The organism is Meinhardsimonia xiamenensis (assembly GCF_900102905.1).
Classification (GTDB): Bacteria; Pseudomonadota; Alphaproteobacteria; order Rhodobacterales; family Rhodobacteraceae; genus Meinhardsimonia; species Meinhardsimonia xiamenensis.
Map to the genome: position 1 here is coordinate 591759 of NZ_FNFV01000002.1, position 14174 is coordinate 605932.

Below are 14174 nucleotides of genomic sequence, written 5' to 3' on the forward strand. Positions count from 1 at the left end.
TCACCCTGGGTCAAATACCCTTGCCGAAGGCACGGCGCGCCCCGGGGGCGCGCCGTCACCCCACCCGAGCCCGCCTGTCCGCGTCAGATCGAGAACGACGTCCCGCAGCCGCAGCTTGCGGTGGCGTTGGGATTGTCGATGACGAAACGCGCGCCGATGAGCTCGTCGGCAAAGTCGATGGTGGCGTCGGCCAGAAACGGCAGCGACACCGGGTCAACCACCACCCGCTCGCCGCCCGCCCCTTCGAGCACGAGGTCATCCTCTGCCGGCTCGTCGAGCTCGATGAGATACTGAAACCCCGAGCAGCCACCGCCTTCGACTGCCACGCGCAGGGCCTTTCCCTGGGCCGCGGCACCGATCTCGGCCAGCCGTGCGAAGGCGCGCTCGGTCACCTTGGGAGGCAGGGTCAGCTCCATCTCTCACTCCGGCATTGCAAGCTAGCCATTTCGCATTGGCGCGGGCCGGAATATATGAAGCCCCGAACACGGCGACAAGGCAGTGACAGGAGGCGGCGGCCGATGCGAGCACCCTATGCCTGCGACCCGGCCAGAAGCCGCGGGCGGCTTCACCCCGAGCCCGAGAGCAGCTTCCGCACCGCCTTCCAGCGCGACCGCGACCGGATCATCCATTCCTCCGCCTTCCGCCGGCTCAAGCACAAGACCCAGGTCTTCATCGAGCATGAGGGCGACTATTACCGCACCCGCCTGACGCACACGCTTGAGGTGGCGCAGGTGGCGCGCACCATCGCCCGGGTGCTCGAGCTCGACCAGGATCTGACCGAGGCGGTGGCGCTCGCCCATGACCTTGGTCACCCGCCTTTCGGCCACACCGGCGAGGAGGCGCTGCAGCGGCTCATGGCGCCCTATGGCGGTTTTGATCACAACGCCCAGGCGATCCGCATCGTCACCCATCTCGAGCGCCACTATGCCGCCTTCGACGGGCTCAACCTGACCTGGGAGACACTCGAGGGCATCGCCAAGCACAACGGCCCCGTCACCGGCGAGATCCCCTGGGCGCTGGCCGAATACAACGCCGTCCACGATCTCGAGCTTCACACCCATGCGAGCGCCGAGGCGCAGGTGGCGGCGATCTCCGATGACATCGCCTACAACAGCCACGACCTGCACGACGGGCTGAGAGCCGAGCTCTTCTCCACCGACGAACTCGCCGAGCTTCCCATCCTGTGCGACTGTTTCGCCGAGGTTGACCGGCTCTGGCCCGGCCTCAACTACTACCGGCGCCGCCATGAGGCGCTGCGGCGCTTCTTCGGCATCCTCGTCGAGGATGTGATCGGCGAGGCGCGGCGCGCGCTTGCCGAGCTTGCCCCGGTGAGCGTTGAGGACATCCGCCATGCCGGCCGGCCCATCGTGGGGTTCTCCCCCGCTCTTGCTGCCGACATTTCCGTGATCCGTGAGTTTCTGTTCCACCGGATGTACCGCGCGCCCGGGGTGGTGGAGATGCGCGCGCATGTGACGCGCGTGGTGGAGGAGCTCTTTGCGCTCTATCTCGCCCATCCCGAGCATCTGCCGAAGCAATGGCGCAAGGATGTGGCCGCCGCGGGGGGAGACGAGCTGCGGCTTGCGCGCATCGTCTGCGACTACATCGCCGGCATGACCGACCGTTTCGCTCTTCAGGAACACGCCCGGCTCGTGTCGGGCGGCGTGTCGCCTCCGGCGGGGGTATTTTCGCCAAGGTGATTTGCATCTTGCCGCGACCCCGCCGCCGTTGACCGTCGCGCGCGAAGTGATATGACGCGGCTCCCACCCGGAGGCACTGGCATGAACCTGTTTTCCGACATTCACGCGCTTGTTCTCGACCGGCTCGAGCGGCTGGTTGCGGAGGGCGAACTGCCCGCGGGGCTCGACTTTTCGAATGTTGCCGTGGAGCCGCCCCGTGACCCGGCCCATGGCGACATGGCCACCAACGCGGCGATGGTGCTGGCCAAGCCCGCCGGGCGCAAGCCGCGCGAGATTGCCGCCGCGCTTGCCGAGCGCCTTGGCGATGATCCCCGCATCGCCTCGGCCGAGGTGGCGGGGCCGGGCTTTCTGAACCTGCGGCTTGCCCCCTCGGTCTGGGCCGAGGTGGTTGCGGCGGCGATTGCGCGGGGCAATGACTTTGGCCGCTCCGAGATGGGCCGGGGCGTGCGCGTGAACGTCGAGTATGTCTCCGCCAACCCGACCGGGCCCTTGCATGTGGGGCACACGCGCGGGGCGGTGTTCGGCGATGCGCTGGCGAGCCTTCTGGACTTCTCCGGCCATGAGGTGACACGGGAGTATTACATCAACGACGGCGGCGCGCAGGTCGATGTTCTGGCGCGCTCGGCCTATGAGCGCTACCGCGAGGCTTGCGGGCTCGAGCCCGAGATCGCCGAGGGGCTCTATCCCGGCGACTATCTGGTGCCGGTGGGGCAGGCGCTGAAGGAAAAGTACGGCGAGAGCCTTCTCGACCGGCCCGAGTCCGAGTGGCTCGAGGAGGTGCGCGCGTTCGCCACCGAGCGGATGATGGAGATGATCCGCGCCGATCTCGCCGCCCTCGGGGTGCGGATGGATGTCTATTTTTCCGAGCGCTCGCTTTACGGCTCGGGCAGGATCGAGGCGGCGATCGCGCGTCTCGAGGAGAAGGGGCTGATTTACCGAGGCGTGCTGGAGCCGCCCAAGGGCAAGATGCCCGAGGACTGGGAGCCGCGCGAGCAGCTTCTGTTCCGCTCCACCGCCTTTGGCGACGATGTTGACCGGCCGATCCAGAAGTCCGACGGCAGCTGGACCTATTTCGCCCCCGACATCGCCTATCACCTCGACAAGATCGAGCGCGGCTTCGACGCGCTGATCGATGTCTGGGGCGCCGATCACGGCGGTTATGTCAAGCGCATGAAGGCGGCGGTGGCGGCGCTTTCCGACGGCAAGGTGCCGCTTGACATCAAGCTCATCCAGCTCGTGCGGCTGTTCAAGGGCGGCGCGCCCTACAAGATGTCGAAGCGCGCGGGCAATTTCGTCACCCTGCGCGATGTGGTCGATCAGGTGGGTCCCGATGTCACCCGCTTCGTGATGCTCACGCGCAAGAACGACGCGCCGCTCGATTTCGACTTCGACAAGGTGCTGGAGCAGTCGCGCGACAACCCGGTGTTCTATGTGCAATATGCTCATGCCCGGGTGCGCTCGGTGATGCGCAAGGCCGAGGCGCTGGGGATCGACGTGAACGGCGCGCCGGCGCTCGAGGACGAGGCCGAGTTTGCCGTGGCGCGCAAGATCGCCGAATGGCCGCGGCTCGTGGAGATCGCCGCGCGCGGGCATGAGCCGCACCGGATCGCCTTCTATCTCTACGATCTGGCCTCGGCCTTCCATGCGCTGTGGAACCGCGGCAATGACCGGCCGGAGCTGCGCTTTGTGCAGGAAGATGACGCGGCGGCCTCGGCGGCGAAGATTCCGCTCGCCCGCGCCGTTGGCGTTGTTATTTCCACCGGTCTTGGTATTCTTGGCGTGACGCCCGTGGAAGAGATGCGCTGACCAAGGCGCCGGCATGCGGGCGGTGAGGCAGACCAGGCCGCCCGTGGCGCACCGCAGCGACCGGCGCGCGAGGGGGCGGCGGCGAGGCGGAGATGGCAGCGAGCAGTGCGAAGCCGGCGGCAGTCCGGCGGCAGACGGAAGAACATCGGCAGTCAGCGCAGCCCTCGTTGCGCGCCCGCGTGCGGGCGGGCGTTGAGGCAATCGTGGCCGTCGGTCTCCTCATTGCCTTCGTTAGCGTACCGGTCCGCTTCGTGGCCGAGACCCTCACGCGGGACATCTCGCGTGTCCCGGTGGTGATCGCGCTGGTCGGAGCCGGAGCGGCTCCCGTCAAGAAGGAGACCGCTCCTGTGGCGCGCAGCGCGCCCGAGCGCGCTCCGGTGACGCAGGCCTTGCCGGCGGCGGTGGGCACGGCGGCAGGCGCGTCACCGCTGCCGGGGGCGCGCGAGGCCGGCCCGCGTCTTGCCGAGCCCCCGGCGCGTGAGCGCGGAGCGGTAAGCCGCTCGCCGCGGCCGGCTCCGCGCCCGCTGAGCGCGCTCGGCGAAGACTGGACAGGGTTGCGCCTGTTGCTGGCAGGGGAGCGCGCGGCCTGATGGATGCGGGCGCTCCGAGGCGGCAGGCGGGGAGAAGTTCGGGGGGTGGCGTGCTCACCTGGCTCGGTGGGCTCGTCTCGTTGAGCCTTCTCTTCGGCATGGCCGGCTGGGGGTATCAGATCGTCATGCGGGATGTGTCAGGCGTGCCGGTGATCCGCGCGCCTGAAGGGCCCATGCGGATCAGTCCCGCGGATCCGGGCGGGCGCCGGGCCGATTTTCTGGGCCTCGCCGTGAACGCGGTGGCCGCAGAGGGCACGGTGGCGCGCCCGGCCGACCGCCTGGTGCTGGCACCGCCGCCGATCACCCTCGCAGCGGAGGATCTGCCGGGGGCGCAGCTGCGCCGGGTGATCGCCCTGCGCGAGCGTGCCCGCGACATGCCGGAAAGCTCGACCATGTTCGCGTTGCCGCCGGGGAAGGGCGTGGAGAGTGCTGAGGTCGCCTCGCCTGTGGAGCCATTCGATGGATCGGCTGATAGGGGGCTGCCTCCGGCGCGCGGAGAGGAGATGCAGGTGGAGACATCCGCGCCCGGTTCCGCCGATGAGGCCGGAGACGGGCAGGCCGGGCCGGGAGAGGCGCGCGTGGCGGCGCTTGTGTCGGCCGATGGAGAGGCGCGTTCGCAATTCGAGGGGGCGGATCCGGGCGAGGTTGCGGCAACGGGTCGGGGGCTGCGCCGGTCGCTCCGTCCGCTGCCCCGACCGGAGCCCGAGCTTGCGGCCGACGCGCTTGCCGAGGCCATCGCCCGGCAGCTGGCGGGTGTCGATGACATCGAGGTTCCGCTCGCCGATCTGGCGCCGGGCACCGCGCTCGTGCAGCTTGGCGCCTTTGCCAGTGCCGAGACGGCGCGGCAGGAATGGCGGGCGCTGGCCGCGCGCTTTGCCGACTTCTTTGCCGTGAAGCGGCGCGTGGTGCAGGAGGCGGAATCGGGTGGAAAGCGGTTCTGGCGTCTGCGCGCGGAGGGGTTCGAGGATCTCTCCGACGCGCGTCGGTTCTGTGCGGTGCTGGTGGCTCAGGGAGCAAACTGCATCCCGGTGGTTCTGCGCTGAGATGGCGGGGCCGGGCGCCTTCATCTGCGGTTGCGCGGGCCCGCGCCTGACAGCCTCCGAGCGCGCCTTCTTCGCCGAGAGCCAGCCGTGGGGCTTCATCCTGTTCTCCCGCAATCTCGAGACGCCCGATCAGATCCGCGCGCTGACGGCGGAGCTGCGCGCAGCGGTGGGGCGCGAGGCGCCGGTTCTGATCGATCAGGAAGGCGGTCGGGTGGCGCGGCTCGGCGCGCCGCACTGGCGGGAGTGGCCGCCTGCGCTCGATCACGCCGCCCGGCTCGGGCCCGATCGTGCGGCGCGGGGGCTGGGGCTCAGGGCGCTTCTCATCGCCGCGGAGATCAGGGCCTGCGGCATCGACGTCAATTGCGTGCCCCTGGCAGATGTTGCGCTGTCCGACACGCACCCCGTGTTGCGCAACCGCTGCTATGGCGAGACGGCGGAGGCGGTGGCCGAACGTGCCCGCGCCGTCGCCGAGGGGACCTTGGCCGGCGGGGCGCTTCCGGTGGTCAAGCATGTCCCCGGCCATGGCAGGGCGCGGGTGGACAGCCACCTCGAGCCGCCGGTGGTCACGGCGCCGCTGGCCGAGCTGCGGGCGAGCGACTTCCTGCCTTTTGCCCGTCTTGCCGCGCTGCCCTTGGGCATGACCGCCCATGTCGTCTACACTGCGCTCGACGCGGCGCGTCCGGCCACGCTGTCGGAACGGGTAATCGGTGCGATCCGCGGGGAGATCGGGTTTCGCGGGCTGCTGATGAGCGATGACATCTCGATGCAGGCGCTGACGGGCGGGGTGGGCGCGCGTGCGGCCGCCGCGCGGGCGGCAGGCTGCGATCTGGTTCTGCACTGCAACGGCGAGATGGCCGAGATGGAAGCGGTCGCCGCCGCGGCCGGCGCGCTCGAAGGCGCGGCGCTCGATCGTGCCGATGCGGCGCTTGCCGCGCGCCCCTCGCCGCTGCCGCCGGAGGCGGTGGCCGAAGCGCGGGCGGCGCTGGCCGCGCTGGAGGAGGAGCGATGAGCGACGAGCCGGTCACGATGCCGGAAGGGGAGGATGCGGTTGCCGCCCGCCGTGCGGCCGAGGCCCTCATCGTCGATGTGGACGGCTATGAGGGCCCGCTTGACGTGCTGCTCACGCTTTCGCGCACCCAGAAGGTGGACCTGCGCCGCATCTCGGTGCTGCAGCTCGCCGAGCAGTATCTTGCCTTCGTGGAGCGGGCGCGAGCGCTCAGGATCGAGCTTGCCGCCGACTACCTCGTCATGGCGGCGTGGCTGGCATTCCTGAAGTCGCGGCTGCTCTTGCCCCCGGACCCGACCGAGGAGGGGCCGACGGGGGAGGAGCTGGCGGCGCATCTGGCCTTTCAGCTCGAGCGGTTGCAGGCGATGCGCGATGCGGCGGCGCGGCTGATGGGGCGGGACAGGCTCGGGCGCGACTTCTTCGCCCGCGGCGTGCCCGAAGAGGTGACGATGAAGCGCCGCGTGCGCTACACCGCCACGCTTCTGGATCTGATGCAGGCCTATGCCCGCGTGCGCACCAGGGACGAGTTTCGTCCCTATGCGATGGAGCGGGAGGATGTCCTGACCATGCAGGAGGCGCTCGAGGCACTGCGCCCGCTGATCGGCTATGCCGGCGACTGGCGGCGGCTCTCGAGCTTCCTGCCGCCCGAATGGCGCGGTGATCCGGTACGCCGGCGTTCGGCCACGGCGGCAACCTTCGCCGCAGCGCTCGAGCTTGCGCGTCAGGGCGCGGTGGAGCTGCGACAGGAGGAGACCTTCGCGCCGATCGAGATCCGCCGCAGGGGCGAGAGGCAATGAGCGAGGAGAGGAACGACCGCGAGAAGGGGCGGGCGGGCGCCGGCGAACCGGGGCTTTTTCAGGCGCCGCCCATGGCCGAGCAGGAGCGCATGGTGGAGGCGATGCTCTTCGCCTCGGCCGAGCCGCTGTCGGTGGCCGAGCTCGAGGCGCGCATGCCGATGGGCTCGGACGCGGCCGAGGCCTTGCAGCATCTGCGCCGGCGCTACGAGGGGCGCGGGGTGCGGCTGGTGCGTGTCGGCGAGCGCTGGGCCTTTCGCACCGCGCCCGATCTGGGGTTTCTGATGAGCCACGAGGTGGTGGAGACGCGCAAGCTTTCGCGCGCCGCCATCGAGACGCTGGCGATCATCGCCTATCACCAGCCGGTCACCCGCGCCGAGATCGAGGAGATCCGCGGCGTCTCGGTGAGCCGGGGCACGATCGACCAGCTTCTCGAGCTTGAATGGATCCGGCTGGGCCGGCGGCGGATGACACCCGGCCGGCCGGTGACCTTCGTGGTCACCGAGGCGTTTCTTGACCATTTCGGTCTGGAGAGCACGCGGGATCTGCCCGGCCTGAAGGAGCTGCGCGCCGCAGGGCTGCTCGACAGCCGCCCCCTGCCCGGCGGTCAGGCGGAGGAGGAAGAGGATGGCGCGGCACCGGGGCAGGGCGAGATGTTCGACGACTGACGCAAATCTGCCATATTCCCCGCAGAAGCTGTGAGGCCACATCCGGAGGGCGCGCAATGAATCTCAATTCCATCGTCAACATGGTGGTCCGGTCGCTGCTGCGGCGCCTTGTTTCAAGAGGTGTGGCGGCAGGCGTCGATATTGCCGCGCGCCGCAGCCGCGCAAAGGGCGCTGCGCGTTCGTCAGGCGCGGGCGAGGCCGAGCAGGCGAAAGCCGGGCGTGAGACAGCGCGCCGGGCGAGGCAGGCGATGCGGCTTGTCCGCCGGATCGGCCGTTTCTGAGCCCGGGACCGGGCCGCGCTTGCGCGCGGTGCCTCCGGCGGGGGTATTTGCACCAGGATGATGGAGACGGAAAGGGCACAGGACCGTCCGCCGCACGCGGTGACGGAGCATGGGGGCAGCAATGACACGCAAGATCATCATCGATACCGATCCGGGGCAGGACGATGCGGTTGCGATCCTGCTGGCGCTGGCAAGCCCCGAGCTCGAGGTTCTGGGGATCACCGCGGTGGCGGGAAACGTGCCGCTTGAGCTGACGGCGCGCAATGCGCGCATCGTCTGCGAGCTGGCCGGCAGGCCCGACATCGCGGTATTCGCCGGCTGCGACCGGCCGATGGCCCGAAGCCTCGTGACGGCGGAATATGTGCACGGCAAGACCGGGCTTGACGGCCATCCCCTGCCCGAGCCGCGGATGCCGCTGCGCGCCCGTCACGCGGTCGACTTCATCATCGACACGCTCCGGCGTGAGCCGGCGGGGACGGTCACGCTCTGCGCCCTCGGGCCGCTGACCAATCTCGCCACCGCCTTCGAGCGTGCCCCCGACATCGTGGAGCGCGTCGGCGAGGTCGTGCTGATGGGTGGGGCATATTTTCAGGTCGGCAACGTGACCCCCGCGGCCGAGTTCAACATCTACGTCGACCCGGAGGCGGCGAAGATCGTCTTTGGAGCGGGTGTCAGGCTTACGGTGATGCCGCTCGATGTTACCCACAAGGCGCTGGTCACGCGCGCCCGGCTTGATGCCTTTCGGGCGCTCGGCACGCGGGTGGGGGAGGCGGTTGCCGGCTGGACCGACTTCTTCGAGCGCTATGACCTTTCCAAATACGGCTGGGAAGGGGCGCCCCTGCATGACCCGACGGTGATCGCCTGGCTTTTGCGGCCCGAGCTCTTCTCGGGGCGGTTCGTGAACGTCGAGATCGAGACTCTTTCCGATCTCACTCGCGGCATGACCGTGGCCGACTGGTGGGGGGTGACGGATCGGGCACCCAACGCCACCTTCATGGGCGACATCGACGCCGACGGCTTCTTTGGCCTGCTCACCGAGCGTCTGGCGCGGCTCTGAGCCTTGCCGCGGGGGCGGCGGCGCCCCAGATTGTCGGGCAGGGAGCGCGCCATGACACTGCGGTTTGCCTTCGACAATTCCTATGCCCGGCTGCCGGAGCGCTTCTTCGCCCGGCTCGATCCGACGCCGGTGCGCGCGCCGCGGCTTCTGGCGCTCAACGAGGCGCTTGCACGCGAGCTGGGGCTCGACCCGGCGGCGCTTGCGCGTCCCGAAGGGGTGGAGGTTCTGGCCGGCAACCGCGTGCCCGAGGGCGCCGAGCCGCTGGCCCAGGCCTATGCGGGGCATCAGTTTGGCGGCTGGGTGCCGCAGCTTGGCGACGGGCGGGCGATTCTTCTCGGCGAGGTGATCGACTCGCATCGGCGGCGCCGAGACATCCAGCTCAAGGGCGCAGGCCGCACACCGTTCTCGCGGGGCGGGGACGGGCGCGCCTGGCTCGGGCCGGTGCTGCGCGAATACCTCGTCTCCGAGGCCATGGCGGCGATGGGCATTCCGACCACGCGCGCGCTTGCGGCGGTGGCCACCGGCGAGACCGTCTGGCGCGAGACGGCGTTTCCCGGCGCGGTGCTGGTGCGGGTCGCCTCGAGCCATGTGCGCGTCGGCACCTTCCAGTATTTCGCCGCCCGCGGCGACATCGAGGCGCTGAGGCTTCTCACCGGCCACGTCATCGCGCGCCATTACCCTGAGGCCTCCGGTGCGATCGGGCTTCTGACCGAGGTGGTGGCGCGTCAGGCCGAGCTTGTCGCGGCATGGATGAGCGTGGGTTTCATCCACGGGGTGATGAACACCGACAACATGAGCGTGGCCGGGGAGACCATCGACTATGGCCCCTGTGCCTTCATGGACGGCTATGATCCGGGCAAGGTCTTCTCTTCCATCGACAGCTTCGGGCGCTACGCCTACGACCGCCAGCCCGGCATTGCGGCCTGGAACCTCGCGCAGCTCGCCTCTTGCCTTCTGCCGCTCATCGCCGAAGAGGAGACGGGCGGAGACATCGACCGCGCCATTGCCGAGGCGACGGAGGTGGTGCACCGGTTCGGCCCGCTGTGGCGCGCGGCCTGGCTCAGGCGCTTCGGGGCAAAGCTGGGGATCGAGGCGCGCGAGGAGGACGCCGCGCTGGTCGAGGAGCTGCTTGGGCTCATGGCGCGGGCGCAGGCTGACTTCACCAACGCCTTTCGCGCCCTTGCCGAGGGGCGGGAGGCGGTGGAGCTCGGCCACATCGAGGGTCTTGCCGACTGGCAGGCGCGATGGCGCGCGCGTCTTGCGGCGGAGGGCGTTGACGAAGCGGCGGCGCGGGCGCGGATGCGGGCGGCGAGCCCGGCCATCATCCCGCGCAACCATCGTGTGGAAGAGGTCATTCAGGCTGCACTTGGCGGCGATCTCGCCCCCTTCGAGCGGCTTGCCCGGGCGCTGCGGGCGCCGTCCGACCCCGCGCCCGAATTCGACGATCTGCGCCGCGCGCCCGCGCCCGGGGAGGAAGTGCGCCAGACCTTCTGCGGCACCTGACCGGGGAGCCGCCACGCGCGGCCGCAGCCGCCGGCGCGGCACCCGCAGTTGGCCAAATTTGCGGTTTCCGCGCTGCGGCAACCGCGCTAGAAGGCGGCCCGAGATCGAAGCGGGAAGACGCGCCCCATGTCCGACGGCATCCTTGCCCGTTGCGAGGCCCGCGGGCTTCGCCTGACCGAACAGCGCCGGGTGATCGCCCGGGTGCTGGAGGAGGCGCACGATCACCCGGATGTCGAGGAGCTTTACGCCCGGGTCACGGCCGTCGATCCGCGCATCTCGCTTGCCACCGTGTACCGCACTGTCAAGCTCTTCGAGGAACAGGGCATTCTGGAGAAGCACGAGTTCGGCGACGGGCGGGCGCGCTACGAGGATGCCGAGCGCGAACACCACGATCACCTGATCGATCTGACCACCGGCAAGGTGATCGAATTCGTCGATCCCGAGATCGAGAAACTGCAGGAACGCATCGCCAGAAAGCTCGGCTACCGGCTCAAGGGCCATCGGTTGGAGCTCTATGGCGTGCCCATCGACCAGGAAAGGGACGAGGAACAATGAGCACGATCATCGACATCCACGGACGCGAGATCCTCGACAGCCGCGGCAACCCCACCGTGGAGGTGGAAGTCACTCTTGAAGACGGCACCATGGGGCGTGCGGCGGTGCCCTCCGGGGCCTCGACGGGCGCCCATGAGGCGGTGGAAAAGCGCGATGGCGACCCCGCGCGCTACGGCGGAAAGGGCGTGCTTGAGGCGGTGGCGGCCGTCAATGGCGAGATTGCCGAGGCGCTCGTCGGCACCGACGTCACCGAACAGGAGGAGATTGACGCCGCGCTGATCGAGCTCGACGGCACGCCCAACAAGGCCCGGCTCGGCGCGAACGCGATTCTCGGCGTCTCGCTCGCCTGCGCCAAGGCGGCGGCCGAGTTCTGCGGCCAGCCGCTTTACCGTTATGTCGGCGGCACCGCCGCGCGCGTGCTGCCGGTGCCGATGATGAACATCATCAACGGCGGCGAACACGCCGACAACCCCATCGACTTTCAGGAATTCATGATCATGCCGGTGGCCGCGCCCTCGCTGGCGGAGGCCGTGCGCATGGGCGCGGAGGTGTTCCACACGCTCAAGAAGGAGCTCGCCGCCGAGGGGCTCTCCACCGGCATCGGCGACGAGGGCGGCTTCGCCCCCAATCTCGCCTCCACCCGCGCGGCACTCGACTTCATCCTGCGCGCCATCGAGCGCGCCGGCTACCGCGCCGGTGAAGACATCTTCCTCGCGCTCGATTGCGCCGCGACCGAGTTCTACCGCGACGGGCGCTACGTGCTGGCGGGCGAGGGGCGCGAGCTGAGCGCCGACGAAATGGTCGCCTATCTCGAGGCGCTCGTCTCGGACTATCCCATCATCTCCATCGAGGACGGCATGGCCGAGGATGACTGGGAGGGCTGGAAGGCCCTGACCCGGACGCTCGGCGCGCGCGTCCAGCTCGTGGGCGACGACCTCTTCGTCACCAATCCCGAGCGCCTGAAGCGCGGCATCGAGGCGGGCTGCGCCAATTCGCTGCTGGTCAAGGTCAACCAGATCGGCACGCTCTCCGAGACGCTGCGCGCGGTCGAGATGGCCCATCGCGCGCGCTACACTTCGGTGATGAGTCACCGCTCGGGCGAGACCGAGGATGCCACCATCGCCGATCTCGCCGTGGCCACCAACTGCGGGCAGATCAAGACCGGTTCCATGGCCCGCTCCGACCGGCTGGCGAAGTACAACCAGCTCCTGCGCATCGAGGAAGCGCTGGGCGAGACCGCCGAATACGCTGGCCGCTCGATCCTGCGCGGCTGAGCCATCTGCGGCCGGGGCCGGGCTCCGCGACAGGCGTGTGCCCGGCCCGTTCCACATCATCCTGGTTCAAATACCCCTGCCGGAGGCAGGGGCGGGCGGGGCTCGATGCCCCGGCCGCACCTCCCCGCGGGCCTCAGCCCGAGACCGGCAGACGCGACTCCACGATCTCGGCGAACCACGAGCAGCCCGCCGGGATCACCTCGTCATTGAAGTTGTACCTGGGATGGTGCACCGACGCGGTGTCGCCATTGCCGACGAGGATGTAGGCGCCCGGCCGCTTCTCGAGCATGTAGGCGAAATCCTCGCCGCCCATCACCAGCGGCGCCTCCTCGCAGTCGCCCGAAACCTTGCGCGCCACCTCGGCGGCAAACGCCGTCTCGGCTTCCGAGTTCACCATCACCGGATAGCCGCGCATGTAGTTGACCCGCGCCACCGCTCCGAAGGCGGCGGCCGTGCCCTCCGCCAGCGCCTTCAGCCGCGCCTCGGCCAGATCGCGCACCTCCGCATCGAGCGTGCGCACCGTGCCCTTCAGGAGCACCTTCTGCGGGATGACGTTGTGCGTGGTCGAAGAGGTCTCGAAACTCGTCACCGACACCACAACCTGCTTCACCGGGTCCACATTGCGGCTCGCGATCGTCTGCAGCGCGATCACCACATGCGCGGCGACCACGGTGGAATCCACCGCCTCGTGCGGCTTGGCGGCATGGCCGCCCTTGCCCTCGATCTCGATCTCGAACTGGTCGGCGGCGGCGAAGAAGGGGCCGGGGCGGATGGCGAAGCTGCCCACCGGCCGGCCGGGCCAGTTGTGCATGCCATAGACCTCGTCGATGCCGAAGCGCTCCATCAGCCCCTCGTCGCACATCACCTTGCCGCCGCCGCCGCCTTCCTCGGCGGGCTGGAAGATGACCACCGCGGTGCCGTCGAAATTGCGCGTCTCGGCCAGATACTTCGCCGCCCCAAGGAGCATCGCCGTATGCCCGTCATGGCCGCAGGCATGCATCACGCCGGGTGTCTGCGAGGCATATTCCACCCCTGTCTCCTCATTGATCGGCAGCGCGTCCATGTCGGCCCTGAGCCCGATGGTCCGGCCCGAGCGGTTCGTCCGCCCGCGGATCACGCCCACAACGCCGTTCTTGGCGATTCCGGTCACCACCTCGTCGCAGCCGAATTCCCTCAGTTTCTCAGCCACCAGTGCGGCGGTGCGGTGCGTGTCGAAGAGAAGCTCGGGATGGGCGTGGATGTCATGGCGCCATTCGGTGATCTCGGGGAGCAGCTCTGCAAAACGGTTCTTGATTGGCATCGGGGGCCTCCTCGGCATCGTTCTTCGCGCGCAGCCTGTGCGAAACCCGCACCGAGCGCAAGCGGGCAACAGGAACATGCTCAAGGGCACACCGACGGGCACTTTCACGGGCACGCTCACGGGTGGGCTTGCGGCCGGCGCCGGTGCGTTCAGCGCGGCGGGCGCCGCCGTGGCGCCTGCGCAATCCCCGTCGCCCCTAGGTCGTGGACTCATAATGTCTGATCCAGAGCCTTGAGCAAGCGAGGTGAAGTGCGGCGAGGAAGTTTGTTGCGGTTTTGAAGTATCGCGTTGCGATGCCGCGGAAGTGCTTGAGACGATTGAAGAACCGTTCGACCTTGTTGCGTTCGCGGTAGAGGTCTCGGTCGACGGTCCTGACCACGCGGACGTTGGACTGGCTGGGGATGTGGGCGGTGGCGCCCGACGCCTCGATGGCCGCGATCACGGCCTGTCCGAAGTAGCCCCTGTCGCCGACGACATCTCCGGTGAGGCCAAGGGGGCCGACAAGCTCGGGCGCGGTGGTCTTGTCGGAGGCCTGTCCGGGCGTGAGCAGGAGTCTCACTGGCAGGCCGCTCCCGTTCACGACGGCGTGGATCTTTGTCG

The 14174-nt window shown here is 69.3% G+C and carries 15 protein-coding genes; 12 read left to right on the forward strand and 3 right to left on the reverse strand.

Features of this window, described 5'->3' with window-relative positions:
- Window positions 1–83: 83 nt before the first annotated feature.
- Window positions 84–410, reverse strand: a complete 327-nt coding sequence (locus BLQ14_RS06695) for a HesB/IscA family protein (protein WP_092499518.1) — start codon at window positions 408–410, stop codon at window positions 84–86.
- A gap of 108 nt (window positions 411–518) precedes the next feature.
- Between BLQ14_RS06695 and BLQ14_RS06700 the strand changes: the two genes are divergently transcribed.
- From BLQ14_RS06700 to eno, 12 genes are all read left to right on the forward strand, one after another.
- Window positions 519–1697, forward strand: coding sequence for a deoxyguanosinetriphosphate triphosphohydrolase (locus BLQ14_RS06700; RefSeq protein ID WP_092499394.1), 1179 nt, complete (start codon window positions 519–521; stop codon window positions 1695–1697).
- A gap of 81 nt (window positions 1698–1778) precedes the next feature.
- Window positions 1779–3503, forward strand: coding sequence for an arginine--tRNA ligase (gene argS / locus BLQ14_RS06705; RefSeq protein WP_092499397.1), 1725 nt, complete (start codon window positions 1779–1781; stop codon window positions 3501–3503).
- 203 nt (window positions 3504–3706) lie between these two features.
- Window positions 3707–4093, forward strand: a complete 387-nt coding sequence (locus tag BLQ14_RS06710; RefSeq protein WP_143004465.1) for a hypothetical protein — start codon at window positions 3707–3709, stop codon at window positions 4091–4093.
- On the forward strand, window positions 4093–5136 hold the full coding sequence (locus BLQ14_RS06715) for an SPOR domain-containing protein (RefSeq protein WP_092499401.1): 1044 nt from the start codon (window positions 4093–4095) through the stop codon (window positions 5134–5136). Before BLQ14_RS06710 ends, BLQ14_RS06715 begins: the two co-directional genes overlap by 1 nt.
- Before the next feature lies 1 nt (window position 5137).
- A complete protein-coding gene (locus BLQ14_RS06720) occupies window positions 5138–6145 on the forward strand; it encodes a glycoside hydrolase family 3 N-terminal domain-containing protein (protein WP_092499403.1) in 1008 nt (335 codons plus the stop codon).
- On the forward strand, window positions 6142–6939 hold the full coding sequence (locus BLQ14_RS06725; protein WP_245656968.1) for a segregation and condensation protein A: 798 nt from the start codon (window positions 6142–6144) through the stop codon (window positions 6937–6939). The genes BLQ14_RS06720 and BLQ14_RS06725 overlap by 4 nt, the downstream gene beginning before the upstream one ends.
- A complete protein-coding gene (gene scpB, locus BLQ14_RS06730) occupies window positions 6936–7604 on the forward strand; it encodes an SMC-Scp complex subunit ScpB (RefSeq protein ID WP_092499405.1) in 669 nt (222 codons plus the stop codon). Before BLQ14_RS06725 ends, scpB begins: the two co-directional genes overlap by 4 nt.
- Window positions 7605–7660: 56 nt before the next feature.
- A complete protein-coding gene (locus BLQ14_RS06735) occupies window positions 7661–7885 on the forward strand; it encodes a hypothetical protein (RefSeq protein ID WP_092499407.1) in 225 nt (74 codons plus the stop codon).
- Window positions 7886–8006: 121 nt separating this feature from the next.
- Window positions 8007–8942, forward strand: coding sequence for a nucleoside hydrolase (locus BLQ14_RS06740; RefSeq protein WP_092499409.1), 936 nt, complete (start codon window positions 8007–8009; stop codon window positions 8940–8942).
- A gap of 51 nt (window positions 8943–8993) precedes the next feature.
- Window positions 8994–10445, forward strand: coding sequence for a protein adenylyltransferase SelO (locus BLQ14_RS06745; RefSeq protein WP_092499411.1), 1452 nt, complete (start codon window positions 8994–8996; stop codon window positions 10443–10445).
- A 126-nt stretch (window positions 10446–10571) separates the two neighbouring features.
- The gene (locus BLQ14_RS06750) at window positions 10572–11000 is read left to right on the forward strand and encodes a Fur family transcriptional regulator (RefSeq protein ID WP_092499413.1); all 429 of its coding nucleotides are present in this window, start codon (window positions 10572–10574) and stop codon (window positions 10998–11000) included.
- Window positions 10997–12274 carry a phosphopyruvate hydratase gene (gene eno / locus BLQ14_RS06755; RefSeq protein ID WP_092499415.1) on the forward strand — a complete coding sequence of 426 codons (1278 nt, stop codon included), beginning with the start codon at window positions 10997–10999 and terminating at the stop codon, window positions 12272–12274. Before BLQ14_RS06750 ends, eno begins: the two co-directional genes overlap by 4 nt.
- Before the next feature lie 133 nt (window positions 12275–12407).
- Here eno and BLQ14_RS06760 read toward each other — a convergent pair whose 3' ends face one another.
- Both BLQ14_RS06760 and BLQ14_RS06765 read right to left on the reverse strand, forming a co-directional pair.
- Window positions 12408–13574, reverse strand: a complete 1167-nt coding sequence (locus BLQ14_RS06760) for a M20 aminoacylase family protein (RefSeq protein ID WP_092499417.1) — start codon at window positions 13572–13574, stop codon at window positions 12408–12410.
- A gap of 196 nt (window positions 13575–13770) precedes the next feature.
- Window positions 13771–14174 (reverse strand): IS5 family transposase (locus BLQ14_RS06765; protein WP_143004466.1); only part of this gene is annotated, 404 nt, incomplete at its 5' end.

Coding starts and splice junctions, on each gene's coding strand:
- BLQ14_RS06725 (WP_245656968.1), top strand. CDS start 6,142: ATGAGCGACGAGCCGGTCACGATGCCGGAAGGGGAGGATGCGGTTGCC.
- BLQ14_RS06740 (WP_092499409.1), top strand. CDS start 8,007: ATGACACGCAAGATCATCATCGATACCGATCCGGGGCAGGACGATGCG.
- argS (WP_092499397.1), top strand. CDS start 1,779: ATGAACCTGTTTTCCGACATTCACGCGCTTGTTCTCGACCGGCTCGAG.
- BLQ14_RS06750 (WP_092499413.1), top strand. CDS start 10,572: ATGTCCGACGGCATCCTTGCCCGTTGCGAGGCCCGCGGGCTTCGCCTG.
- BLQ14_RS06745 (WP_092499411.1), top strand. CDS start 8,994: ATGACACTGCGGTTTGCCTTCGACAATTCCTATGCCCGGCTGCCGGAG.
- scpB (WP_092499405.1), top strand. CDS start 6,936: ATGAGCGAGGAGAGGAACGACCGCGAGAAGGGGCGGGCGGGCGCCGGC.
- eno (WP_092499415.1), top strand. CDS start 10,997: ATGAGCACGATCATCGACATCCACGGACGCGAGATCCTCGACAGCCGC.
- BLQ14_RS06760 (WP_092499417.1), bottom strand. CDS start 13,574: ATGCCAATCAAGAACCGTTTTGCAGAGCTGCTCCCCGAGATCACCGAA.
- BLQ14_RS06700 (WP_092499394.1), top strand. CDS start 519: ATGCGAGCACCCTATGCCTGCGACCCGGCCAGAAGCCGCGGGCGGCTT.
- BLQ14_RS06715 (WP_092499401.1), top strand. CDS start 4,093: ATGGATGCGGGCGCTCCGAGGCGGCAGGCGGGGAGAAGTTCGGGGGGT.
- BLQ14_RS06720 (WP_092499403.1), top strand. CDS start 5,138: ATGGCGGGGCCGGGCGCCTTCATCTGCGGTTGCGCGGGCCCGCGCCTG.
- BLQ14_RS06735 (WP_092499407.1), top strand. CDS start 7,661: ATGAATCTCAATTCCATCGTCAACATGGTGGTCCGGTCGCTGCTGCGG.